This window comes from Streptomyces sp. NPDC043908 (assembly GCF_056435525.1).
In genome coordinates this window covers 182,245-204,739 of sequence record NZ_JBWKEI010000011.1, presented here as the reverse complement: position 1 = coordinate 204,739, position 22,495 = coordinate 182,245, and the positions used below count along the sequence as shown (strand labels likewise).

Genomic DNA, 22,495 nt, shown 5'->3' with positions numbered 1-22,495 from the left:
ACCCATGCACGTGCTCGTGGTGCACAACCGCTACTCCTCGGCGCAGCCGAGCGGGGAGAACAACGTCGTCGACCAGGAGGTGGAGCTGCTGCGCACGGCGGGCCACCGGGTCGAGGTCTTCGAGCGGCGCAGCGACGACATCGCCGCCCGGTCCCTGCCGGGCAAGGCCGCGCTGCCCCTGCTCGTGCCGTGGAACCCGGCGGTCCGCACCGAGCTCGCGGCCCGGCTCCGCGCGGGGCGGCCGGACATCGTCCACGTCCACAACGTCTTCCCGCTGCTGTCGCCCGCGGTCCTCGCCGCCTGCGCCGACGCCGGGGTGCCGGCCGTCGCCACGCTGCACAACTACACCCAGGTGTGCCCGCCCGGCACGCTGCAACGGGACGGCCGGCCGTGCACGGAGTGCGTCGGGGGGACGCCGCTGCCCGCCGTCCGGCACGGCTGCTACCGGGGCTCCCGGCTCGCCACGGTGCCGCTCGCGGTCAGCCTGTCGGTCAACCGGCGGCGCTGGTGGTCCGGTGTGGAGCGGTTCTTCTGCATCTCCGCGGCACAGCGCGACGTCCTGGTCCGGGCCGGCATGCCGTCCGAACGGCTGGCGGTGAAGCACAACTTCGTGCCGGAGCCGGACGTCCGCCGCACGGGCGCCGGTGAGCATCTGCTCTATCTCGGCCGGCTCGCCGAGGCCAAGGGCGTACGGCTGCTCATGGCCGCGTGGGACGCGCTCGCCGCGGAGGGCGGGGTGGGTGTGCCGCTCGTCATCGCCGGTGCGGGGCCGCTGGAGCCGGAGGTGAGCGCCTGGGCGGCGGGCCGCGACGACGTGCGCCACGTCGGTCTCTACGACCCGGCGCAGTGCCGGCGGGCCATCGCGCGGGCGGTCGCGGTGGTGGCGCCCTCGACGTGGCTGGAGGCGTTCGGCCTGGTGGTGGTGGAGGCGATGGCGGCCGGGGTCCCGGCCGTCGCCGCCGGTCACGGCGCCTTCGTCGAGCTCGTCGAGGACGGGGTGACCGGTCTGCTGCACCGGCCGGGCGAGGCCGCCTCGCTCGCGTCCTGTTTGCACCGGATCACGGACGCGCCGGACCGCAGCCGGGAGCTGGGCCGGGCGGCCCGGCTCCGTTATGAGCAGGGGTTCAGCCCGGCCGTCGGGCTGGAGCGCCTGGTGGAGGGGTACCGCACCGCGATCGCGGGGCGGTCGGAGCTGGTGCGCGGCGGGGAGACCCGCGCGGACCGGGGGGATGGGGACAGCAGATGACACGATGCCGACTCTGCGGCTCGGAAGCGATGGCGAGCGTCGTCGACCTGGGGGCGACGCCGCCGTGCGAGAGCTTCCTCGCCGCGGACCAACTGGACCTGCCGGAGCCGGCGTACCCGCTGCACCTGCGGGTCTGCACGGACTGCTGGCTCGCGCAGATCCCTCCGCTGATCACGCCGGAGGAGACGTTCAAGGAGTACGCGTACTTCTCCTCGTACTCGACGTCCTGGGTGGAGCACGCGCGCGGGTACGTCGAGGACGCCGTACGGCGGGTGGGGCTGGGGCCGGACGCCTTCGTGGTGGAGGTCGCCAGCAACGACGGGTATCTGCTGAAGCACGTGGTGGAGCGGGGGATCCGCTGCCTGGGCATCGAGCCGTCGGTGAACGTCGGCGCGGCGGCGCGGGACGCGGGCGTGCCCACGCTCACGGAGTTCCTCGACCCGGCCACCGGCTCGGCCGTCCGCGCCGAGCACGGCCCGGCGGACCTGGTCGTCGCCAACAACGTGTACGCGCACATCCCCGACGTGGTCGGCTTCACCCGGGGGCTGCGCGCCCTGGTCGCCGACGACGGCTGGGTCTCCATCGAGGTGCAGCACCTGCTGACCCTGATCGAGGAGAACCAGTACGACACGATCTACCACGAGCACTTCCAGTACTACACGGTGGCGTCCGCGGTCCGGGCGCTGGCCAGTGGCGGGCTCGCGCTGGTGGACGTCGAGCTGCTGCCCACCCACGGCGGGTCCATCCGGCTGTGGGCGCGGCCCGCCGAGGCGGCGGGCGAGCCGAGCCGCACGGTGGCCGAGGTGCTGGAGCGGGAGCGGGCGGCCGGGCTCCAGGAGCCGTCCGGGTACGCCGAGTTCTCCGCCCGGGTGGCCAAGGTGCGCCGGGATCTGCTCAGGTTCCTGATCGAAGCGGCCGAGCGCGGTGAGAAGGTCGTCGGCTACGGCGCCCCGGGCAAGGGCAACACCCTGCTCAACCACTGCGGCATCCGGCCCGACCTGCTCGCGTACACCGTCGACCGCAACCCGTACAAGCACGGCAGGTTCACACCGGGCACCCGGATCCCGATCCTGCCGCCCGAGCGGATCGCCGCCGACCGGCCGGACTACGTCCTCGTCCTGCCGTGGAACCTGCGGGCCGAGCTGACCGAGCAGTTGTCCTTCGTGCACGACTGGGGCGGCCGGCTGGTCTTCCCCATACCGGAACTGAGCATTGTCGAGGTCACAGCATGAAGGTCGTCCTGTTCTGCGGCGGTTATGGGATGCGGATGCGCAACGGATCCTCCGACGACGTGCCCAAGCCGATGGCGATGGTCGGCCCGCGGCCGCTGATCTGGCACGTCATGCGCTACTACGCGCACTTCGGGCACACCGAGTTCATCCTGTGCCTGGGGTACGGGGCCCACCACATCAAGGACTTCTTCCTCAACTACGAGGAGACGACCTCCAACGACTTCGTACTGCGGCACGGGAAGACCGAGCTGCTGTCCACCGACATCGCCTCCTGGACGATCACGTTCGTGCAGACCGGGGTCGAGTCGCCGATCGGGGAGCGGCTGCGCCGGGTCCGCCACCACCTGGAGGGCGAGGAGATGTTCCTCGCCAACTACGCCGACGTGCTCACCGACGCCCCGCTGCCGGAGATGATCGACCGGTTCTCCCGGCGCGACGCGGGCGCGTCGATGATGGTGGTGCCGCCGCAGTCCTCCTTCCACTGCGTGGAGCTGGGCGAGGACGGCCTGGTGGGGGGCATCACCGCGGTGAGCGAACTGCCGCTGTGGGAGAACGGCGGCTACTTCGTGCTCCGCCAGGAGATCTTCGACCACATACCGGAGAACGGCGACCTGGTCGGGGACGGCTGCGCCCGGCTGGCCAAGCAGGGCCGCCTGGTGGCGCACCGGCACCGCGGCTTCTGGAAACCGACCGACACCGTCAAGGAGCGGGCCGCGCTCGACGACGCCTACGCCCGGGGCGAGCGCCCGTGGGCCGTGTGGGAGCGGGACGGCGCGGGGGCGAGGGCGTGATCCGGCTCAGCGCCGGGCGCCCGGACCGGATCGCCGCGGTGGGCGCGCACTGCGACGACATCGCCATCGGCGCCGGCGGCACACTGCTGACGCTGTGCCGCGCGCGGCCGGGCGTCCGCGTCGACGCGCTGGTGCTGTCCGGCGGGGGCGGAGAGCGGGAGCGGGAGGAGCGGTCCGCGCTCGCCGCCTTCTGCCCCGGCGCCGACCTGCGGCTGACCGTGCTGAAACTCCCCGACGGTCGGCTGCCCGTGCACTGGGACGAGGCCAAGGCCGCGGTCGAGGAGCTGCGCGGGCGCACCGACCCGGATCTCGTGCTGGCCCCGCGCGCCGAGGACGCGCACCAGGACCACCGCGGTCTGGCGCGGCTGATACCCACCGCCTTCCGCGACCACCTCGTGCTCGGCTACGAGATCGTCAAGTGGGACGGCGACCTGGGCCGGATGGCGGCGTACCAGCCGCTGTCGCCGGAGACCGCCGAACAGAAGGTGCGGCTGCTCCAGGAGCACTACCCCTCGCAGCGGCACCGGCCGTGGTACGACCAGGAGGCCTTCCTCGGCCTCGCTCGTATCCGCGGCATCGAATGCCACGCCCGCTACGCCGAGGCGTTCGCCGTCACCAAACTCATGCTCGACCTGGGGGAATGAACTGTGCGTGTACTGCTGACCGGACACCAGGGCTACCTGGGGACCGTGATGGCCCCGGTCCTCGCCGCCGCCGGACACGAGGTCGTCGGCCTCGACGCGGGCCTGTTCGCCGACTGCGTGCTGGGCCCGCGGCCCGAGGACCCGCCCGGGCACCGGGTGGACCTGCGGGACGTCACGGCCGAGCATGTGGCCGGGGTGGACGCCGTGATCCACCTGGCCGCGCTCTCCAACGACCCGCTGGGCGCGCTGGCGCCGCAGCTCACCTACGACATCAACCACCACGCGTCGGTACGCCTCGCCCGGCTGGCCCGCGAGGCCGGTGTGCGGCGCTTCCTGTACGCCTCGACCTGCTCGGTCTACGGCGCCGCCGGTGGCGGCGGCCTGGTGGCCGAGGACGCCCCGCTGCGCCCGGTGACGCCGTACGCGGAGTCCAAGGTGCGGGTCGAGGACGATCTGCACGACCTGGCCGACGGCGACTTCAGCCCGGTGTACCTGCGCAACGCCACCGCCTTCGGCTATTCGCCCCGGCTGCGCGCCGACATCGTGCTCAACAACCTGGTGGGCCACGCCCTGCTCTCCGGCGAGGTGCTGGTGCTCTCCGACGGCACCCCCTGGCGCCCGCTGGTGCACGCGGCCGACATCGCCCGCGCCTTCACGGCCGCGCTGGCCGCGCCCCGGGAGGCGGTGCACGACCGGGCGTTCAACATCGGCAGCGAGGTCAACAACGTCACGGTCGCCGAGATCGCCGACCAGGTCGCCGAGGCGGTGCCGGGAGCGAAGGTGAACATCACCGGGGAGAACGGCGCCGATCCGCGCTCGTACCGGGTCGACTTCTCCCGGTTCCGCGCGGCGGTCCCCGGCTTCGACTGCGCGTGGACGGTGAAGCGGGGCGCCCTCGAACTCGCCGACGCCTACCGTGCGCACGGACTGACCCGGGAGGCCTTCGAGCAGCGCTTCACCCGTCTCGCCGTGCTGCGCGCGGCGTCCGGGGCGGGCACGGTCGACGACACCCTGCGGCGGCGCGGGTGACCGGGACGGGCAGGGAGATGCACGCCCTGGTGGAGCGGCTGTACCCGCTGTGCCGGAGCATCACCGGCGACGGGGTGCGCGCCACCCTGGACATCGTCGGCGAGTACGTTCCGCTCCAGGTGCACGAGGTGCCGACCGGGACGCGGGTGCTCGACTGGACGGTGCCGCAGGAGTGGAACATCCGGGACGCCTACATCGCCGACGCCACCGGCCGGCGGGTCGTCGACTTCGCCGCGTCCAGCCTGCACGTGCTGGGCTACAGCGTGCCGGTGTCCGCGACCATGCCCCTGGCCGAGCTGCGCGACCATCTGCACACCCTGCCGGAGAACCCGTCCTGGGTGCCCTACCGCACCAGTTACTACAAGCCGGCCTGGGGGTTCTGCCTGGCGCAGGAGACCCTGGACGCCTTGCCGGACGGCGAGTACGAGGTGTGCGTCGACTCCACGCTCGCCGACGGCCACCTCACCTACGCCGAGCACGTGGTGCCCGGACAGGTCGCCGACGAGGTGATCGTCTCCTGCCACGTCTGCCACCCGTCGCTGGCCAACGACAACCTGGCCGGCATCGCGGTGGCGGTGTTCCTGGCCCGCGTGCTGGCTCAGCGGACGCCGTACCACACCTACCGGTTCATCTTCGCGCCCGGCACCATTGGTGCCATCACGTGGCTGGCGCGCAACGCGGAACGGGTGCGGGAGCGGGTCAAGCACGGGCTGGTGCTGGCCTGCGCCGGCGACCGGGGCCCGTTGACGTACAAGCGGAGCAGGCGCGGTGACGCGGGGATCGACCGGGCGATGCGGCACGTGCTGACCGCCTCCCAACGGCCGCACCGGATCACCGAGTTCACCCCGTACGGCTATGACGAGCGGCAGTACTGCTCGCCCGGGTTCGACCTCGGTGTGGGCTCGCTCAGCCGGACGCCGTACGCGCGCTATCCCGAGTACCACACCTCGGCGGACAACCCGGACTTCGTCTCCCCGGAGGCGATGGAGGACACCCTCGCCGTCTGCCGCGAGGCGTTCGCCGTCCTGGACCGCGACCGGCGGTACGTCAACCTCAGCCCCTACGGCGAGCCGCAGTTGGGGCGGCGCGGGCTGTACGACTCGCTCGGGGGCCGCAGCGACGCCAAGCAGACCGAGATGGCGATGCTGTGGGTGCTGAGCCTCTCCGACGGCGAGCACTCCCTGCTGGACGTCGCCGAGCGGTCCGGGCTGCCCTTCGAGGCCGTCGCCGACGCTGCCGACGCGCTGCGCGGCGCCGAGCTGATCAAGGAATGACTCCGATGACCACCGAGGGGGAGAAGGCGGCGGCACCGGCCGGATCCGCCCGGCGGGCGCTGGTCGGCCGGCTGTCCTGGGGCCTGGCCGACCAGGCGGCCTCCAGCGTGAGCAACTTCGCGGTGGGGATCTATGTGGCGCGCTCGCTGGGGGTGACCGCGTTCGGTGTGTTCAGCCTGGCGTGGGTGACCTACGGCGTGGTGCTCAACGTCTCCCGGGGCCTTGCCACCGATCCGCTCGTGGTGCGCTTCAGCGGGGTGCCGGAGGCCGCCTGGCGCGGGGCGGTGGCCCGGTCCTCGGGTACCGCGCTCGCCGTCGGCGCCGCCCTCGGTACGGCGTGCGCGGCGGTCGGCCTCGCCCTCGGCGGCCGGGTGGGGCCCGCGTTCGCCTGTCTCGGCCTCATGCTGCCGGGGCTGCTGCTCCAGGACGCCTGGCGGTACTCGTTCTTCGCCGCGGGCACCGGGCGCAAGGCGTTCGTCAACGACGTCGTGTGGGGCGTCGCGCTCGTCCCGGCGATGGTTGTGGCGGCCCACCGGGGCACCGTGGCCGCCTTCGTCCTCGCCTGGGGCGCGTCCGCCACGGTGGCCGCGGCGTACGGCTGCGTCCAGTGCGGCATCCGGCCCCGGCTGGGCGAGGCACGCGGGTGGCTGCGCGAGCAGCGCGACCTCGGCTACCGCTACCTGGTCGAGAACGTCAGCCTCAGCGGCGCCAACCAGCTGCGGGCGTACGGGCTCGGCGCGATCGTCGGAGTCGGCGCGGTGGGCGCGGTCCGGGGCGCGGAGCTGCTGCTCGGCCCGTTCCTCGCCGTGCTGATGGGCCTGTCGCTGGTCACCGTCGCGGAGGCGGCGCGGGTGCTGCGGCGGGCCCCGCACCGCCTGGGCACCTTCTGCCTCCTGCTGGGCGGCGGTCAGGCCGCCGCCGCGCTGCTGTGGGGCGGGGCGCTGCTGTTGATGCCGGACCGGCTCGGCGGGCTCGTCCTCGGCGACGTCTGGCACTCCTCCTCCCAGCTCATCGTTCCGGTCACCCTCGGTGTCGCGGGCGCCGGGCTCGGCACGGGGGCCGCGGCCGGGCTGCGCGCGCTCGCCGCGGCCCGGCGCAGCCTGCGCTGCCAGCTGTTCGCGTCCGCCTGCTACGTCGGCGGCGGGCTCGGCGGGGCGGCCGCGGCCGGCACGGTCGGCTCGGCCTGGGGCGTCGCCGTCGCGACCGGCTGCAGCTCGGCCGTGTGGTGGCTCCAGTTGCGGTCCGCCCTGCGCGAGCACCTTCACCACCCCATCCCCGAAGTGAGGACCTCATGAGCGACCGTCCCCGGCTGAGCATCGGCCTGCCCGTGTACAACGGCGAGGAGTACCTGGCCGAGTCGTTCGACGCGCTGCTCGGCCAGAGTTACGAGGACTTCGAGCTGGTCGTCTCGGACAACGCCTCGACGGACGGGACCGAGGACATCTGCCGCCGGTACGCGGCGAAGGACTCGCGCGTCCGGTACACGCGGCTGCCCCGCAACATCGGCGCGACGCCCAACCACAACCGGGTGTTCGCCCTGTCCCGGGGCGAACTGTTCAAGTGGGCCTCGCACGACGACCTGTACGCCCGCGACCTGCTGCTGCGCTGCGTCCAGGCGCTGGACGAGCGGCCGGAGATGATTTTGGCGCACACCGGCCAGGCGGTCATCGACGGCGACGGGCAGGTGAAGGTCCCGTACGAGTACACCCTCGCCACCGACTCGCCGCACGCGCCGGAGCGCTTCCGCAGCCTGCTGTTCGAGCCCGGCGGCGACGACTTCTACGGGGTGCTGCGGGCCGACGTGCTGCGCCGGGTGAAGCCGCTCGACAGCTACCACCACGCGGACCGCACGTTCGTCGCCGAGATCGCCCTGCACGGACCCTTCCACCAGGTGCCGGAGCTGCTGTACTTCCGGCGCGACCACCCCGCCCGCGCCGAGCGGGCCAACCCCACCAAGCGCTCCCGCTGCGTCAACCTCGACCCGCGCCGGGCGGGCCCGCTGCATCCGACGCCCCGGCTGCTCGCCGAGTACGTCGCCGGCTTCGTCGCGGCGATCCGGCGGGCCCCGCTCTCCTCGGCCGACCGGCGGGCCTGCTACCGCCATCTCGCCGCGTGGATGGCCAGCCGGGCGCGGCCGGGCGCCGGCGAGCGGGTGGAGGACCGCGCGCCGGTCGACCCGGACCGGCTCACCGTCTCCGTGGACGCCCTGGTGCCGGGCCGCGAGGGGAGGGGGGCGTGAGCGCCGTCCGTGTCGGGGTGTTCGGCTTACTGGGCTCGGGCAACCTCGGCAACGACGGGTCGCTGGAGGCCCTGCTCGGATATCTGCGCGCCGAGCACCCGGAGGCCGCCGTGGACGCGCTGTGCGGCGGCCCGGAGGCCGTCACCGCCCGGTACGGGATCCCCGCGACGCGGCTGCACTGGTACCGCGGGGAGTACCGGACCGCGTCCCGCGCGGGCGCCGTCGCGGGCAAGGGACTGGGCAAGTTCGTCGACGTCTTCCGCACCGCCGCCTGGGTGCGCCGGCACGACGTGGTGATGGTGCCGGGCATGGGCGTCCTGGAGGCCACCCTGCCACTGCGGCCGTGGGGCTTCCCGTACGCGCTGTTCCTGCTCTGCGCGAGCGGCCGGCTCTCCGGCACCCGGGTGGCGCTGGTCGGTGTGGGGGCCGCCCCGATCGGCAACCGGGCGACCCGGACGCTGGTGCGCTGGTCGGCGCGGCTGGCCGCGTACCGCTCGTACCGGGACGCCCCGTCCCGCGACGCGATGAGGGCGATGGGTGTGGACACCACGCGCGACGGGGTCTGCCCGGACCTCGCGTTCGCCCTGCCGACGCCACCGGCGAGCGCGCCCCCGGGACCGGCGGGCACGGTCTGCGTCGGTGTGATGGCCTTCCACGGCGGCGACGACGACCGCGCCCGGGCCGAGGAGATCCACCGGCGCTACCTCGACGGGGTGACCGGGTTCGTCCGGGCGCTGGTCGACGACGGCAGGCCGGTGCGGCTGCTCACCGGCGACGAGGTCGACCGGCCGGTGGTCGCCGCGATCCTGGAGGCGGTGGACTCGCCGCTGGTCACCGTCGCCGAGACGGCCTCGCTGGCCGACCTGATGAAGGAGGCGGCGGCGGCCGACACGGTGGTGGCGACCCGCTACCACAACCTGATCTGCGCGCTGAAGGCGGGCACACCGACGCTCGCCCTCAGCTACGCGGCGAAGAGCGACGCGCTCATGGCCCGGATGGGTCTGGGCCCGTACCGCCATCCGGCCCGCGAGGTCGACACGGACCGGCTGGTCGAGCAGTTCCGTGAGCTGGAGAAGAACGCGGCGGAGCTGCGCCGGACCCTCGCCGAGCGGAACCGTGTCGCCGCCCGCCAACTCAAGGACCAGTTCGACGCGTTGACCGCGGCCCTGTTCCCGACGACCGGCCGTGCGCGGCCCCGTGCCCGCCAGGAGGCTCCATGAAGGTGACCGAAGTCCCCGAGATCGCGGGCGCGTTCCTCTTCGAACCGACGCCGTACGCCGACGAACGCGGCTTCTTCTGCCGCACCTTCGACGCGGACGTGGTCCGCTCGGTGGGCCTGGACCCGGACGCCTTCGTCCAGGACAGCCTCTCCCGCTCGGTCCGGGGTGTGCTGCGCGGCCTGCACCTGCGCTCGGGAGAGGGCGAGGCCAAGCTGGTGCGGTGTTCGTACGGGCGGATCTTCGACGTCGTCGTGGACCTGCGGCCGGCTTCGCCGACGTACCGCAACCAGGCCTCGTTCGAGCTGTCCGGGGAGACCCAGGTGACCCTGTACATCCCGGCGGGGTGCGCGCACGGTTTCCAGGCGCTGACCGAGACCGCCGACACCTCCTATCGGATCGACCGCCCGCATGATCCGGCCGAAGACGTGACGATCGCCTTCGACGACCCGGAACTTGCGATTGACTGGCCCCTGCCGGCCACGTCGATGTCCCAGCGGGACCGGGCGGCGCCGGGCCTGGCGGAGGTCCTGAAGTCCATCGAGAGGTGAGGTCGGTTGGCAACCCAAGACACCGAAGCCCCGGGAGAGTTCCGTCTGCCGCGCTCGCGGCTGGCGAACGAGCGACTGCACGCGATGATCCCCGGCGGCGCGCACACCTACGCCAAGGGCGACGACCAGTACCCCGAGAACCTGGCCCCGGTCATCAGCCACGGCCGGGGCGCCCATGTGTGGGACGTCGACGGGAACCGCTACATCGAGTACGGGTCCGGCCTGCGCTCGGTCAGCCTCGGCCACGCCCACCCCCGCGTGATCGAGGCGGTACGGCGGGAACTCGACCGCGGCAGCAACTTCGTCCGGCCGTCCATCGTGGAGGTGGAGGCCGCCGAACGGTTCCTGGCCACGGTGCCCACCGCCGAGATGGTGAAGTTCGCCAAGAACGGATCCGACGCCACCACCGCGGCGGTACGGCTCGCCCGCGCCGCCACCGGGCGCCAGCGGGTGGCGCTCTGCTCCGACCACCCGTTCTTCTCCGTCGACGACTGGTTCATCGGCACCACGCCGATGTCCGCCGGTGTCCCGGCGGCGACCACCGACCTCACGGTCGGGTTCCCCTACGGGGACCTGGCCGCAACCGAGGAGCTGCTGGACCGGTACCGGGGCGAGGTCGCCTGCCTCATCCTCGAACCCGCCGCCCACACCGAGCCGCCGCCCGGGTATCTGGCGGGCCTGCGCGAACTGGCCGACCGGCACGGCTGCGTCCTGGTCTTCGACGAGATGATCACCGGTTTCCGCTGGTCCGAGGCGGGCGCGCAGGGCCTGTACGGCGTCGTCCCCGACCTCTCCACCTTCGGCAAGGCGCTGGGCAACGGGTTCGCCGTCTCCGCGTTGGCCGGGCGCCGCGACCTGATGGAGCGCGGCGGGCTGCGGCACTCCGGCGAGCGGGTGTTCCTGCTGTCGACCACGCACGGCGCGGAGACGCACGCGCTGGCCGCCGCGATGGCCGTGCAGACCACCTACACCGAGGAGGGCGTCACCGCGCGGCTGCACGCCCTCGGCGAGCGGCTGGCCGCCGGTGTCCGCGCCGCCGCGGCCGGCGCGGGCGTCGGTGACCACGTCGTCGTCCGGGGCCGGGCCAGCAACCTGGTCTTCGCCACCCTCGACGAGAACGGGCAGCCGTCGCAGCGGTACCGCACCCTGTTCCTGCGCCAACTGCTCGCGGGCGGGGTGCTGGCCCCGTCGTTCGTGGTGAGCAGCGCCCTCGACGAGGCCGACATCGACCGCACCGTCGACGTGGTGGCGCAGGCGTGTGCGGTGTACCGCAAGGCGCTGGACGCCGCCGATCCGGACCCCTGGCTCGCGGGGCGGCCGGTGAAGCCGGTGTTCCGGCGCCTGGCCTGACGGTACGTCAGCGGGCTTGCTCCCGACCGGCGTCGGTCCTCCGGCCGGCGTCCGGTCCCCGGTCGGCCGCGCGGTCGAGCAGCCACGCGGTCGCCGGTACCACCGCGAGCGCGGTGCACCAGCCGCCGAGGACGTCGGTCGGGTAGTGCGCGCCGAGGGCCACCTGCGCCCAGCCCATCACGGCTCCGGCGGCCAGCGCCGCGGCGAGCACGAGGGACGTGGCGGCCGTCCTGCCGAGTCCTGGGCGACCGGCCGCGGGCAGCGCCACCACGAGGGCGAGGGCGGTCGCGAAGGCGGTGTGCCCGCTGGGGTAGGACAGGTTGCCGTCGCCGTGGATGGTGCGTCCCACCAGGTGCTTGAGGAGCGTCGCCGTGGTGACCGTCGCGCCCGCTGCGGCGACGACGAGCACCGCCGCGCGAGGACGCCGCAGCAGCAGGAAGACCGTGACGAGGGCCGCGAGCAGCAGGGCCGATCCGGTGGGCTCCCCCAGGAAGTCCAGGGCCAGAGCGGCACGCCGCCACGGCGGTCCGACGCTGTCCGCCGTCGGCGCGACGAGCCTGCGGTCCACGCCGCCGGGCTCGCCGTGGCCCGCGTACAGGATTCCGAGCGCGGCGACCACCAGCGCTGCGAGGGCCGCGATCAGCGCGAACCGCGCGCGCAGCGCCGAAGGCAGCGCCTTGGGCGCCGTCCGGCCGGTCAACTCCCCGCCACCCGCCGCCGTCAAGGTCCCCCGCCCCTCGGAACTGCCCGGTGCCGCCCCCCGACGGCATCGGGAGCAGTCTCCCCCGCCACCGCCCCGGCCGACAACGCGTTCACCCGAACCGCCCCCGGACGGCCGGTTCCTGCCCCTGCCGGCCGGGCATCCGGCCGGGTTCAGCGCACCCGTCCCCGCGGCTTCAAGGGGCCCGGCGGGAGCTCCGGCGCCGGGAGCGGGGCTCCGTCGTAGCCCTTGACCGTCCCGAAGCGGCTGCCGTCGGTCCACTGGGCGCGCGCCCGCGCGATCTCCTCGGAGGAGCGGCCGATGAAGTTCCACCACATCACGATCTCCTCCTCGAACGGCTCGCCGCCCAGGAGCATCAGGGAGGCGTCGGAGAGCGCGTGCAGGGGGAGTTCGGTGCGGCCGCAGCCGAGGTAGAGCATCGAGCCGGGCAGGACCGGGACGCCGTCCACGCGCGCCTCGCCGGACATCGACAGGACCGCGTACTCGAAGTCGGGGTCCAGTGGCAGACCCAGCTCCGCGCCCGCGGTGAGGGACAGGTCGGCGCCGACCAGCGGCGAGTAGACGGTGCCCGGCGAGGCCGCGCCGTCGATCTCGCCCAGGATCACCGTGGCCCGCAGACCGGGCGCGGTGACCGTGGGCAGGTCCGCGTGGTGCTGGAAGTGCGGTTCGGTGTGGCGGTGGGCGTCGGGCAGGGCGACCCAGAGCTGGGCGCCGTGCAGCAGGCGCGCGTGCTCGCGGGGGCTCTCCTCGGAGTGGCTGATCGCCCGCCCCGAGGTCATCAGGCCGAGCTCGCGCGGGCGGACGGTCTGGAGGCTGCCCAGGCTGTCGCGGTGCAGCACCTCGCCCTCGTGCAGCCAGCTCACCGTCTGGAGACCCATGTGCGGGTGCGGCGGCACCCGCATACCGGGTTCGTCGGCGATGTCGTCCGGGCCGTAGTGGTCGACGAACGCCCAGGCGCCCACCATGCGGCGGCCGAGGTTCGGCAGCAGCCGGCGGACCTCGGTGGACTCGCCGAGCCGGACGGTGCGCGGCGACAGCAGCTCGCGCACCGGCTCGGCGACGACGAAGCCGCGCCCGCCGCACACGGAGAGCGTGGCCTGACGATCGAGATTGCTCATGCCGGTCAACCTATTCCTGTCGGGGTACCCGGTGGCAGCCTCCCACGCGCCGGAGGACCATGGGTGGTGGAATTTTCAACCATTGCGGGGCGTTGGCGCCGTCGTACCAGCAGGACCGGGCCCCCGCCCGGCAGCCCAGGAAGGACGTGTCGTGGCCGGCAGCTACTACGAGTTCGGGACCACCGCCGAGCGCTGGGACCGCGCCCAGCGGTTCTTCGCGGCCAAGGAGTACGTCACGGCCGTGGGCATCCTCACCGGCATCGTCGACGAGGTGCCCGAGCAGGTCGCCCCGCGGCTGCTGCTCGCCCGCGCCTACTACCACTCCGCCCAGCTGAAGAAGGCGGAGGCGGAGCTGCGTACCGTCCTGGAGCGCGACCCGGTCGAGCAGTACGCGACGCTCATGCTCGGCCGCACCCTGGAGCGCCAGGGCCGGCCCGGGGACGCGGCTCGCTATCTGCGGCTCGCCGCCGCCTTCGACGGGGACGTCGCCGCACAGCCGTGACCTGCGCTCTCGGCACGATGGCCGGTCCGTGAGCCGTACATGGCACACTGGCCGCCGATCCGCCGAAGGAGTGCCCAGCCGTGCCCATGATCCGCAACCTCCGCAGGGCGGTCCGCCGTGCCTACCGCCGCACGGTGGACCTGAGCCACCCGGCCCGCTCGCCGCTCGGCAGCGCCGTGGTGAACTGCGTGGTCTACCGCGACGGGGTGCGCCAGCCCGGCGACTGCCCGGTGGAGGAGGCCGTACGGCGGGTGCGCGGGACCGGGGAGGGGTTCGTGTGGGTCGGGCTGCACGAGCCGAGCGCCGAGGAGTTCGCCGGGATCGCCGAGCTCTTCGGGCTGCACCCGCTGGCCGTGGAGGACGCGGTCCGCGCCCATCAGCGCCCGCAGGTGCAGAGTTACGACGACGTGCTGTTCGCGGTGTTCAAGACCGTCTGCTACGTCGAGCACGAGGAGCTGACCGCGACCAGCGAGGTCGTCGAGACCGGTGAGCTGATGATGTTCACCGGGCCCGACTTCGTGGTCACCGTCCGGCACGGCAGGCACGGTTCGCTCGGTCCGCTGCGCGAGTCCCTGGAGAAGACCCCCGACCAGCTCGCCCAGGGCCCGGCGGCGGTGCTGCACGCGATAGCGGACCACGTCGTCGACGACTACCTCGTGGTCATCGACGCCATGCAGGCGGACGTGGACGCGGTGGAGACCGCCGTGTTCAGCGACACCGCCGGGCGCGGCGACGCGGGCCGCATCTACCAGCTCAAGCGCGAACTGCTGGAGTTCAAGCGGGCGGTGACCCCGCTCTACCGGCCGCTGAAGGCGCTCGCCACCGAGCCGATGCCGCTCATCGGCCCGGACACCCAGCCGTACTTCCGTGACGTCTTCGACCATCTGGCCAGGGTGAACGAGCAGATCGGCTCGTTCGACGCGCTCCTGGACTCGATCCTCCAGGCCCATCTGGCGCAGGTGACGGTGGCCCAGAACGAGGACATGCGCAAGATCACGGCCTGGGCGGCGATCATCGCCGTGCCGACGATGGTGTGCGGGATCTACGGCATGAACTTCGACCACATGCCGGAGCTGCACTGGAAGTACGGCTACCCCCTCGCCCTGGCGGTCATGGCGGTAACCTGCCTCGCCATCCACCGGGGGTTCCGCCGCAACGGCTGGCTGTAGACGGGCGGTTGACGGGCGGGCGCGGTCACCCTCCGTAGAAGCGGGCGTTCCGACTCCGCCACCTATTTTCAGCCAACTCGACTACAGGTATCACCGAAGCGGTCACGCTGTGCCACATTGCTCGGCATGGAGACCAACACCGTGTTCTGCACGATCGTCCCGCCCCATGTCCTCGACAAGCTCGCGCAGGCCGAGGACCCCGCCACGTTCGAGCCAGCCCGCCGCACCCTGGAGCACGACGCGCTCCAGCGCACCCGGCGCCGGATCACCACCGTGCGTGGCATGGCCCCCTCGACGGGCACGCCGTCCGACAAGCCCGACCGCACGATCTACGACGCCCGGAGGCACGAGACGCTGCCCGGGACGAAGGTGCACGCCGAGAGCGACACGCCGTCGCAGGACGCCACCGTCAACCGGGCGCACGCCGGGCTCGGTGCCACTTTCGAGCTGTATCTCAAGGCGTACGGCCGGCACTCCATCGACGACAGCGGACTGCCGCTCGACGCGACCGTCCACTACGGCGAGAAGTACGACAACGCCTTCTGGAACGGCGAGCAGATGGTGTTCGGCGACGGGGACGGCGAGCTCTTCCTCGACTTCACCATCCCGGTCGACGTCATCGGCCACGAACTCACCCACGGCGTCACGCAGTACACCGCCAACCTGGAGTACTTCGGGCAGTCCGGCGCGCTCAACGAGTCGCTCTCCGACGTCTTCGGCTCGCTCATCAAGCAGTACGCGCTCGGGCAGTCCGCCGACCAGGCCGACTGGCTCATCGGCGCCGGGCTGCTCGGCCCGGGCATCCACGGCGAGGCGCTGCGCTCGATGAGGGCGCCGGGCACCGCGTACGACGATCCGCAGCTCGGCAAGGACCCGCAGCCCGCCACGATGGAGGACTTCGTGCGCACCAGCCGGGACAACGGCGGGGTGCACATCAACTCGGGCATCCCCAACCACGCGTTCTACCTGGCGGCGACCGCCCTGGGCGGCTTCGCCTGGGAGCGGGCCGGGAAGATCTGGTACGCCACGCTGACCGGCGGGGAGCTGGCGAGCGACGCCAAGTTCTCCGACTTCGGCCGCCTCACGGTCGCCACCGCCCGCAGCCTGTACGGCGACGGCGACGAGCTCCAGGCCGTCACCAAGGCGTGGAGCCAGGTCGGGGTGCCGCTCGCCTGAAGGCGCGACGCCAGGCGCGAGGGGGCCCGGCCGGGGCAGCGGGCTCCCCTCGCGCACGGAAGCGCCGCGACGGCACGGCCCACGGCCGCCCGGCGGCTCCACATGCGCCGCGCGGGGCCCGCTCAGAGCGACGGGACCGGGATCTCCAGCTCCGGGCGGTCCCACAGGACCGCGGGCGGGTTGGCGCGGGCCGTGCCGGTCCTGAGCGCGCCCACGCTGCGGTAGAAGCCTTGGGAGGGCGGGTGCGAGACCACCCGGACGCGGTCGAGACCGGCGGCCCGGGCCCGGTCGGTCATGTGCGCGATGAGCCGGCGTCCGATGCCGAGCCCCTGGGCGTCGTCGGCGACGAACATCAGGTCCAGCTCGGCCGGGGCGAGCAGCAGGGCGTAGAAGCCGAGCAGCCGGTCGTCGGCGCCGACCGCCACGTGCACCTCGTGCGTCTCGATGTAGTCGGGACCCACCCGGTAGCCCGCGACCATCGCCGCGTACGGGCCCTCGTAGGCGCGGGAGGACCGTACGAGCCGGGTGAGCCGCTTGGCGTCGCGGGCGGCCGCGCGCCGGATCCGCACGGTCTCCTCGGCGGCGCCGGTAATGCGTGAGGTCATGGGGTGAGTATTACTGACGCCGAGCTGCGCGAGCGAACCGGGGGCGGTACGCGCAACGGCGTACGGCGGTGTACGCGCCGGAGCCCGGTGGACCGTACTTATCGCGGCTTGTCGCGCGGGACGGGCGCGCACGGCGCCCGGGCGGCGGATCCTGGGAGTGCGCGGTGCGCACCCGGAGGAGGCCGTCGTGGGAATGCTCGTGATCGAAGGTTCGTACCGCATCACCGGTGCCCGCCCGGACGGCGACTCCGTCCGCTTCCACCCGGCCGATCCCGCCCACTGGGACCTGGTGCCGGGGCCGCACCGCGTCCGGCGCAACCGCTCCGGCGGCGCCCAGCTGCGCCTCGACGGCATCGACACGCTGGAGACGCACTACGTCCCGGCGCACGGCCGCGAGCTGAGCCAGCCGCCGCCCTTCGCGCAGGAGGCGGCGGGCGCGCTCACCACCTGGCTCGGCTTCCTGGGCGTGGAGCGCGACACCCACGGCACGGTCACCGCGTCCGAGCCCGCCCAGGCTCCGGGATTCATCCTCACGCGGGGCGCCGACCTGCACGGGCGCTGTGTGGCGCTGGCGGGACGGGGACCCGCGCCGGGGCCCAGCGGGCGTCAGCTCTTCGTCGACGAGGCGCTGCTGCGCCAGACCGCCAACCTCGCCCAACTGGCGGACGGGCTCGCCTATCCGACGTACTACACCAAGCTGTTCGTCGATCTGCGCGCCGTGATGACGGAGGCGGTGCGGGAGGCGCGCACGGCCGCGGGCGGGCTGTGGCCGGTGGACCTGACCGCGACCGGCGCCAAGATCGACGGGCTGGGCTCGCTCACCGGGGCCGCGGTCGTGCTGCCGAAGCTGTTCCGGCGCCTGGCGGACTATCTGGTGCTGGGCGACGGCGACCCCTCGCTCGCCGGGTTCAAGGCCTTCCTCGACCAGCGCGCCGACCGCGTACTGATCGTCCCCAAGGGGCAGTTCACCACCTTGTCGACGGTCGTGGAGGTCGCCGACCAGACCGTCCGGATGACGGAACTCCCGGAGAACCTGGTCTTCGAGGAGCGCTGACGGCGGCCTCCACCCGTGCGGCTACCGGTCCCGGTACGCCTCCAGGAGCCGCAGCCACACCTCGCTGATCGTCGGGTACGCCGGGACCGCGTGCCACAGCCGTCCGATCGGGACCTCGGCGGCGATGGCGACGGTGGCCGCGTGGATCAGCTCGCCCACGCCGGGGCCGACGAAGGTGACGCCGAGCAGGACCTCGCGGTCCAGGTCCACGACCATCCGGGCGCGGCCCCGGTAGCCGTCCGCGTACAGACCCGCGCCCGCGACCCCGCCGAGGTCCTGGTCGACGGCGCGGACACGGTGTCCGGCCGCCTCCGCCTCGGCCAGGGTCAGGCCCGCCGAGGCGGCCTCGGGATCGGTGAAGACGACCTGGGGGACGGCGGCGCGGTCGGCGGTGGCCGCGTGGGCGCCCCACGGGTCGGTCTCCAGGAGGGGGACCTTCGCCGCCCGCGCGGCGATCGCCGCGCCCGCGACCCTCGCCTGGTACTTGCCCTGGTGCGTCAGAAGCGCGCGGTGGTTGACGTCGCCCACCGCGTACAGCCAGTCGCTCCCCGCCACCCGGCAGGAGTCGTCGACCGGCAGCCAGGAGCCGGGCTCCATGCCGATGGTGTCGAGGCCGATGTCGTCGGTGCGCGGGGCGCGGCCGGTGGCGAAGAGGATCTCGTCGGCCTCGATGCGCCCGCCGTCGTCCAGGACCACCGTGACGGGGCCGGAGCCGCCCTCGCGGACGACCTCGGAGACGTTCACCTGCGTACGGACGGAGGCACCCGCCTCCTTCAGTGCCTCGGCGACCAGCTCACCCGCGAACGGCTCCATCTTCGGCAGCAGCCCCTCGCCGCGCACCAGGACCGTCACCTGGGCGCCGAACGCCTGCCAGGCCGTCGCCATCTCGACGCCGACCACTCCCCCGCCGACGACCACGAGCCGGCCCGGCACCTGCTGGGCGCTGGTGGCCTCGCGGCTGGTCCAGGGCCGGGCGTCGGCGATGCCCGGGAGGTCGGGCAGGAGGGCGCGGCTGCCGGTGCAGACGGCCACCGCGTGCCGGGCGGTCAGCACGTGGTGCTCGCCCTCGGGGCTGGTGACGCTGACCTTGCGGGTGCCGTAGAGGCGCCCGTGGCCGCGGTAGAGGTGGGCGCCGATGCCGTCCAGCCACCGCACCTGCCCCTCGTCCTGCCAGTGCGAGGTGTACTCGTCGCGGTGGGCGAGCACGGCGGGCACGTCGAGCGGGCCCGCCACGCTGTCGCGCAGGCCCGGCACCTTGCGCGCGTCCGCCCGCGCGATCACCGGCCGCAGCAGGGCCTTGCTGGGCATGCACGCCCAGTACGAGCACTCGCCTCCGACCAGTTCGCTCTCCACCACGGCGCAGCTCAGCCCCGCCGCCCGCACCCGGTCGGCGACGTTCTCGCCCACCGGTCCCGCTCCCAGCACCACCACGTCGTATTCCAAGGCTTCGGTCATGGGGACAGTCTGGTGCGAGGAGTACCGCGAAGCCACAGGGGCAGGGGTGGGTCAGCGGAGAATCCACGGAATACCACGACGGCGGCCGCCGTTGTGCGAGGCGGCTTCACGGTGAGGCCAGGAAGAGGGAGTGCGTGATGGCGACTGTGGAGCTGACCAAGGAGAACTTCGACCAGGTCGTGTCCGACAACGACTTCGTCCTGATCGACTTCTGGGCCTCCTGGTGCGGTCCCTGCCGGCAGTTCGGCCCGGTCTACGAGGCCGCGTCCGAGCGCCACGAGGACCTGGTCTTCGCCAAGGTGGACACCGAGGCCCAGCAGGAGCTGGCGGCGGCCTTCGAGATCCGTTCGATCCCCACGCTGATGATCGTCCGCGAGAACGTGGCGATCTTCTCGCAGCCCGGCGCGCTGCCCGAGGCCGCCCTTGAGGACGTGATCGGCCAGGCGCGCGCCCTCGACATGGACGAGGTCCGCAAGTCGGTCGAGGAGGCCGACAAGGGGAAGTAGGCCGCCCGGGGCCGCCCGCGCCTCAGCCCAGCTGCCAGGCGATCAGTGACAGGGACACCATCGACAGGAGCGTCGAGAGCAGCACGGTGTCCCTGGGCAGCTCGGTGTCCAGGGAGTACTCGGACGCGAAGATGAACGCGTTCTGCGCGGTGGGCAGCCCCGCGCACAGCACCACCGCGAACAGCGCGTGCCCGTCCAGGGCGAAGAGCCAGCGCCCGAGCGCGTAGGCGAGCAGGGGCTGCGCCACGACCTTCAGCCCCACCAGGATCAGCCGCTCGGTCCGGCCATCGGCGTCGGGCCGGGCGCGCGCGTTCAGCGACATCCCGAGGGCGAACAGGGCCGACGGGACGGCGGCGCCGCCGAGGATCTGGAGCGGCGAGACCACCTCCGCGGGCAGCTCGAGCCCGAGCCCGGCGATGACGAGACCCAGCGCGGACGCCCCGATCACCGGGTTGCGGAAGGGCAGTTGGAGGATCCGCGTCCAGCGCTCGCGCCCGGCCCGCCGTACGTCCAGCTCGATCAGGACGAGGATCAGCGGCGTGATGAAGAGCATCTGGAAGAGCGCCGCGGCGACGATGAACGAGGTGTCGTGCAGGACGTGCACGGCGACCGGGATGCCCAGGTTGGCGGAGTTGACGTAGGAGGCGGCCATCGCGCCTATCGCCTGCTCGCCGCGTTTGCGGCGGAACATCCAGCGGCTGACCAGCAGTCCGGCCGCGAACACCGTGACCAGGCTGGCCGCGAAGACGGCCACGCCCGGCCGGGCCAGGTCGCCCGGATGCGAGCGCGCCATCGTCAGGAACAGCAGCGACGGCATCGCGAAGGTGAACGCGAACCGGCCGAGCACGTGCTGCGCCTGGTCGCCGAGCACATGGGCGCGCCCGGCGCCCCAGCCGCAGGCGGTGAGCGCCCAGATGGGCAGGAAGCCGCTGATCACTGAATGCACCGCGCAAGCATAGGAGTGCGGTGTGAGGGGGTGATCGGGGCGGTACCGCGTGCCGTGCCCGGGGGCGGGGGCACTGCGCGAGCAGCCCCCGCCGGCCCGCAGCCGACGACGCGCCCTAGAACGGGTGGCCCTCCGGGCAGCCCCGCACCGTCGTCCACCGCAGCTCCGTGAACGCCTCCACGTTCGCCGCGCCCCCGAACCGCGCGCCGGTTCCGGACGCCGCGACTCCGCCGAAGGGCGCGACCGCCTCGTCGTTGACCGTCTGGTCGTTGATGTGGGCAATCCCGGTCGGGATCCGGTCCGCGAGCTCCAGGCCGAGCGCGGTGTCACGGGTGACGATGCCGAGGGAGAGCCCGTACGGGCCGTCGGCGGCCAGCGTCGCGGCCTCGTCCAGGGTGCGGAAGGACCGGACGGGCGCGACCGGCCCGAAGACCTCCTCCGCGTACGCCGGAGTGGCGTCGCCGACGTCCGCGAGGACGGTCGGCCGGTAGAACAGGGCGCGGTGGGTGCCGCCCGCGGCGAGCCGGGCACCGCGCGCGGTGCTGGCCCGCACCAGGTCGTGGACCTTGGTGAGCTGGGCCTCGTCGATGAGCGGGCCGAGGTGGACCTGATCGCGGTACGGGTCGCCCACGGCCAGTGCGTCGGCCCTGGCGGCGAGCCGCTCCACGTACTCCTCGTAGAGCGAGGCGTGCACGAGGTGGCGGCCGGTGGTCATGCAGATCTGGCCCTGGTGGAAGAAGGAGCCCCAGGAGGCCTGGGCCACCGCGCCCTCGAGGTCGGCGTCCTCCAGGACGACCAGCGCGGAGTTCCCGCCGAGCTCCAGGTGGACGCGCTTGAGCAGGCGTCCGGCGGCCTCGCCGACCGCGCGCCCGGCGGCGGTCGAGCCGGTGAAGGAGATGACCGGGACACCGGGGTCCGCGACCAGAGCCCGCCCCATTTCGGCGCCGCCCGGCAGGACGTGCAGGAGCCCCTCGGCCAGCCCCGCCTCCTCGAAGACTGCGGCGAGCGCGAGGCCGCCGCAGACGGCCGTGCGCGGATCCGGCTTGAGGACGACGGCGTTGCCGAGCGCGAGGGCGGGCGCGACCGAGCGGATGGAGAGGATGAGCGGGGCGTTGAACGGGGCGATGACCCCGGTCACCCCGACCGGCACGCGCCGGGTGAAGCTGAGTCTGGGCTCCTCGCTCGGCAGCACCTCACCGAGCGGCCGGGAGGCGAGCGCCGCCGCCTCGTAGCACTCCTGGGCGGCCACGTGCAGCTCGAAGTCCGCCTTGCCGGGTATCGAGCCGGACTCCCGTACGAGCCATTCGCGCAGCTCGTCGGCGTACGCCGTGAACAGGTCCCCCGCCCGGCGCAGCACGGCGGCGCGGGCGAAGTGCGGGGAGCGGGCCCAACCGGGCTGGGCCGCCCGGCCCGCCGCGACGGCGGCCGCGAGGTCGTCGGCGGTGGCCAGGGTGAGCGTGCCGAGACCTTCTCCGGTGGCGGGTTCGGTGACCTCGTACTCACCCCCCGACAGCGTCCGCGCCTGCCAGGTCTTGGGGTCGAGCAGGGTCATGAAGGATCTCCAGACTCACGGGGGAACGAGGGGAGGCCATGATCACGGGGAAGTCCCGTGCGGCATCCTAGTCCGGTCATCCGGGGAAACGTCCCCCCGCCCGCCCCACCTGACACAC

General features: G+C 73.4%; 22 protein-coding genes. 16 read left to right on the top strand and 6 right to left on the bottom strand.

Annotation, left to right across the window (positions count from 1 at the left end):
* The first annotated feature begins 4 nt into the window (after positions 1-4).
* From AC069K_RS24485 to AC069K_RS24435, 11 genes are read left to right on the top strand one after another with little or no spacing between them, the layout of a single operon-like run.
* Positions 5-1,246, top strand: a complete 1,242-nt coding sequence (locus tag AC069K_RS24485; protein ID WP_478619793.1) for a glycosyltransferase — start codon at positions 5-7, stop codon at positions 1,244-1,246.
* On the top strand, positions 1,243-2,478 hold the full coding sequence (locus tag AC069K_RS24480) for a class I SAM-dependent methyltransferase (RefSeq protein WP_478619791.1): 1,236 nt from the start codon (positions 1,243-1,245) through the stop codon (positions 2,476-2,478). The genes AC069K_RS24485 and AC069K_RS24480 overlap by 4 nt, the downstream gene beginning before the upstream one ends.
* Positions 2,475-3,269: a glycosyltransferase family protein gene (locus AC069K_RS24475; RefSeq protein ID WP_478619789.1), complete on the top strand. Its 795-nt coding sequence runs from the start codon at positions 2,475-2,477 to the stop codon at positions 3,267-3,269. The genes AC069K_RS24480 and AC069K_RS24475 overlap by 4 nt, the downstream gene beginning before the upstream one ends.
* Complete coding sequence (locus AC069K_RS24470) at positions 3,266-3,913, top strand: PIG-L deacetylase family protein (protein WP_478619786.1); 648 nt, start codon at positions 3,266-3,268, stop codon at positions 3,911-3,913. Before AC069K_RS24475 ends, AC069K_RS24470 begins: the two co-directional genes overlap by 4 nt.
* A gap of 3 nt (positions 3,914-3,916) precedes the next feature.
* Complete coding sequence (locus AC069K_RS24465) at positions 3,917-4,942, top strand: NAD-dependent epimerase/dehydratase family protein (RefSeq protein WP_358831291.1); 1,026 nt, start codon at positions 3,917-3,919, stop codon at positions 4,940-4,942.
* A gap of 17 nt (positions 4,943-4,959) precedes the next feature.
* On the top strand, positions 4,960-6,216 hold the full coding sequence (locus AC069K_RS24460; protein WP_478620055.1) for a DUF4910 domain-containing protein: 1,257 nt from the start codon (positions 4,960-4,962) through the stop codon (positions 6,214-6,216).
* 5 nt (positions 6,217-6,221) lie between these two features.
* Complete coding sequence (locus tag AC069K_RS24455; protein ID WP_478619783.1) at positions 6,222-7,511, top strand: hypothetical protein; 1,290 nt, start codon at positions 6,222-6,224, stop codon at positions 7,509-7,511.
* Positions 7,508-8,455 (top strand): glycosyltransferase family 2 protein, encoded by a 948-nt coding sequence (locus AC069K_RS24450; RefSeq protein WP_365101826.1) that lies wholly within the window; start codon positions 7,508-7,510, stop codon positions 8,453-8,455. The genes AC069K_RS24455 and AC069K_RS24450 overlap by 4 nt, the downstream gene beginning before the upstream one ends.
* A complete protein-coding gene (locus AC069K_RS24445; RefSeq protein ID WP_478619780.1) occupies positions 8,452-9,675 on the top strand; it encodes a polysaccharide pyruvyl transferase family protein in 1,224 nt (407 codons plus the stop codon). Before AC069K_RS24450 ends, AC069K_RS24445 begins: the two co-directional genes overlap by 4 nt.
* Positions 9,672-10,223: a dTDP-4-dehydrorhamnose 3,5-epimerase gene (rfbC, locus tag AC069K_RS24440; RefSeq protein ID WP_365101831.1), complete on the top strand. Its 552-nt coding sequence runs from the start codon at positions 9,672-9,674 to the stop codon at positions 10,221-10,223. Before AC069K_RS24445 ends, rfbC begins: the two co-directional genes overlap by 4 nt.
* A 6-nt stretch (positions 10,224-10,229) precedes the next feature.
* On the top strand, positions 10,230-11,573 hold the full coding sequence (locus AC069K_RS24435; protein ID WP_478619777.1) for a glutamate-1-semialdehyde 2,1-aminomutase: 1,344 nt from the start codon (positions 10,230-10,232) through the stop codon (positions 11,571-11,573).
* A gap of 7 nt (positions 11,574-11,580) precedes the next feature.
* Here the strand turns inward: AC069K_RS24435 and AC069K_RS24430 are convergent, their stop codons facing one another.
* Together AC069K_RS24430 and AC069K_RS24425 are read right to left on the bottom strand one after the other, a co-directional pair.
* Positions 11,581-12,273 carry a phosphatase PAP2 family protein gene (locus AC069K_RS24430; RefSeq protein ID WP_478620052.1) on the bottom strand — a complete coding sequence of 231 codons (693 nt, stop codon included), beginning with the start codon at positions 12,271-12,273 and terminating at the stop codon, positions 11,581-11,583.
* Positions 12,274-12,446: 173 nt separating this feature from the next.
* Complete coding sequence (locus tag AC069K_RS24425; protein ID WP_478619774.1) at positions 12,447-13,412, bottom strand: pirin family protein; 966 nt, start codon at positions 13,410-13,412, stop codon at positions 12,447-12,449.
* A 151-nt stretch (positions 13,413-13,563) separates the two neighbouring features.
* On the opposite strand from AC069K_RS24425, the gene AC069K_RS24420 reads away from it, so the two are divergent.
* From AC069K_RS24420 to AC069K_RS24410, 3 genes are all read left to right on the top strand, one after another.
* A complete protein-coding gene (locus tag AC069K_RS24420; protein ID WP_365101839.1) occupies positions 13,564-13,914 on the top strand; it encodes a tetratricopeptide repeat protein in 351 nt (116 codons plus the stop codon).
* A gap of 86 nt (positions 13,915-14,000) precedes the next feature.
* Entirely contained in the window at positions 14,001-15,083 is a 1,083-nt protein-coding gene (gene corA / locus AC069K_RS24415) for a magnesium/cobalt transporter CorA (protein WP_478620049.1), read from the top strand.
* Between the two features lie 126 nt (positions 15,084-15,209).
* Positions 15,210-16,259 (top strand): M4 family metallopeptidase, encoded by a 1,050-nt coding sequence (locus AC069K_RS24410; RefSeq protein ID WP_478619771.1) that lies wholly within the window; start codon positions 15,210-15,212, stop codon positions 16,257-16,259.
* A 122-nt stretch (positions 16,260-16,381) separates the two neighbouring features.
* Here the strand turns inward: AC069K_RS24410 and AC069K_RS24405 are convergent, their stop codons facing one another.
* A complete protein-coding gene (locus AC069K_RS24405) occupies positions 16,382-16,864 on the bottom strand; it encodes a GNAT family N-acetyltransferase (RefSeq protein ID WP_478619769.1) in 483 nt (160 codons plus the stop codon).
* Between the two features lie 193 nt (positions 16,865-17,057).
* On the opposite strand from AC069K_RS24405, the gene AC069K_RS24400 reads away from it, so the two are divergent.
* Positions 17,058-17,918: a nuclease gene (locus AC069K_RS24400; RefSeq protein ID WP_478620046.1), complete on the top strand. Its 861-nt coding sequence runs from the start codon at positions 17,058-17,060 to the stop codon at positions 17,916-17,918.
* A gap of 21 nt (positions 17,919-17,939) precedes the next feature.
* Here AC069K_RS24400 and AC069K_RS24395 read toward each other — a convergent pair whose 3' ends face one another.
* The gene (locus AC069K_RS24395) at positions 17,940-19,373 is read right to left on the bottom strand and encodes a dihydrolipoyl dehydrogenase family protein (RefSeq protein WP_478619766.1); all 1,434 of its coding nucleotides are present in this window, start codon (positions 19,371-19,373) and stop codon (positions 17,940-17,942) included.
* 137 nt (positions 19,374-19,510) lie between these two features.
* Here AC069K_RS24395 and trxA point away from each other — a divergent pair, with 137 nt between their 5' ends.
* Entirely contained in the window at positions 19,511-19,879 is a 369-nt protein-coding gene (gene trxA, locus AC069K_RS24390) for a thioredoxin (protein WP_358831303.1), read from the top strand.
* A 22-nt stretch (positions 19,880-19,901) separates the two neighbouring features.
* Here trxA and AC069K_RS24385 read toward each other — a convergent pair whose 3' ends face one another.
* Together AC069K_RS24385 and AC069K_RS24380 are read right to left on the bottom strand one after the other, a co-directional pair.
* Positions 19,902-20,825: an AEC family transporter gene (locus tag AC069K_RS24385; protein ID WP_478619763.1), complete on the bottom strand. Its 924-nt coding sequence runs from the start codon at positions 20,823-20,825 to the stop codon at positions 19,902-19,904.
* Positions 20,826-20,940: 115 nt separating this feature from the next.
* The gene (locus AC069K_RS24380) at positions 20,941-22,377 is read right to left on the bottom strand and encodes a benzaldehyde dehydrogenase (RefSeq protein WP_478619760.1); all 1,437 of its coding nucleotides are present in this window, start codon (positions 22,375-22,377) and stop codon (positions 20,941-20,943) included.
* Between the last annotated feature and the right edge of the window lie 118 nt (positions 22,378-22,495).

Coding starts and splice junctions, on each gene's coding strand:
- AC069K_RS24485 (WP_478619793.1), top strand. CDS start 5: ATGCACGTGCTCGTGGTGCACAACCGCTACTCCTCGGCGCAGCCGAGC.
- AC069K_RS24480 (WP_478619791.1), top strand. CDS start 1,243: ATGACACGATGCCGACTCTGCGGCTCGGAAGCGATGGCGAGCGTCGTC.
- AC069K_RS24475 (WP_478619789.1), top strand. CDS start 2,475: ATGAAGGTCGTCCTGTTCTGCGGCGGTTATGGGATGCGGATGCGCAAC.
- AC069K_RS24460 (WP_478620055.1), top strand. CDS start 4,960: ATGCACGCCCTGGTGGAGCGGCTGTACCCGCTGTGCCGGAGCATCACC.
- AC069K_RS24455 (WP_478619783.1), top strand. CDS start 6,222: ATGACCACCGAGGGGGAGAAGGCGGCGGCACCGGCCGGATCCGCCCGG.
- AC069K_RS24450 (WP_365101826.1), top strand. CDS start 7,508: ATGAGCGACCGTCCCCGGCTGAGCATCGGCCTGCCCGTGTACAACGGC.
- rfbC (WP_365101831.1), top strand. CDS start 9,672: ATGAAGGTGACCGAAGTCCCCGAGATCGCGGGCGCGTTCCTCTTCGAA.
- AC069K_RS24425 (WP_478619774.1), bottom strand. CDS start 13,412: ATGAGCAATCTCGATCGTCAGGCCACGCTCTCCGTGTGCGGCGGGCGC.
- corA (WP_478620049.1), top strand. CDS start 14,001: ATGATCCGCAACCTCCGCAGGGCGGTCCGCCGTGCCTACCGCCGCACG.
- AC069K_RS24410 (WP_478619771.1), top strand. CDS start 15,210: ATGGAGACCAACACCGTGTTCTGCACGATCGTCCCGCCCCATGTCCTC.
- AC069K_RS24405 (WP_478619769.1), bottom strand. CDS start 16,864: ATGACCTCACGCATTACCGGCGCCGCCGAGGAGACCGTGCGGATCCGG.
- AC069K_RS24400 (WP_478620046.1), top strand. CDS start 17,058: ATGCTCGTGATCGAAGGTTCGTACCGCATCACCGGTGCCCGCCCGGAC.
- AC069K_RS24395 (WP_478619766.1), bottom strand. CDS start 19,373: ATGACCGAAGCCTTGGAATACGACGTGGTGGTGCTGGGAGCGGGACCG.
- trxA (WP_358831303.1), top strand. CDS start 19,511: ATGGCGACTGTGGAGCTGACCAAGGAGAACTTCGACCAGGTCGTGTCC.
- AC069K_RS24380 (WP_478619760.1), bottom strand. CDS start 22,377: ATGACCCTGCTCGACCCCAAGACCTGGCAGGCGCGGACGCTGTCGGGG.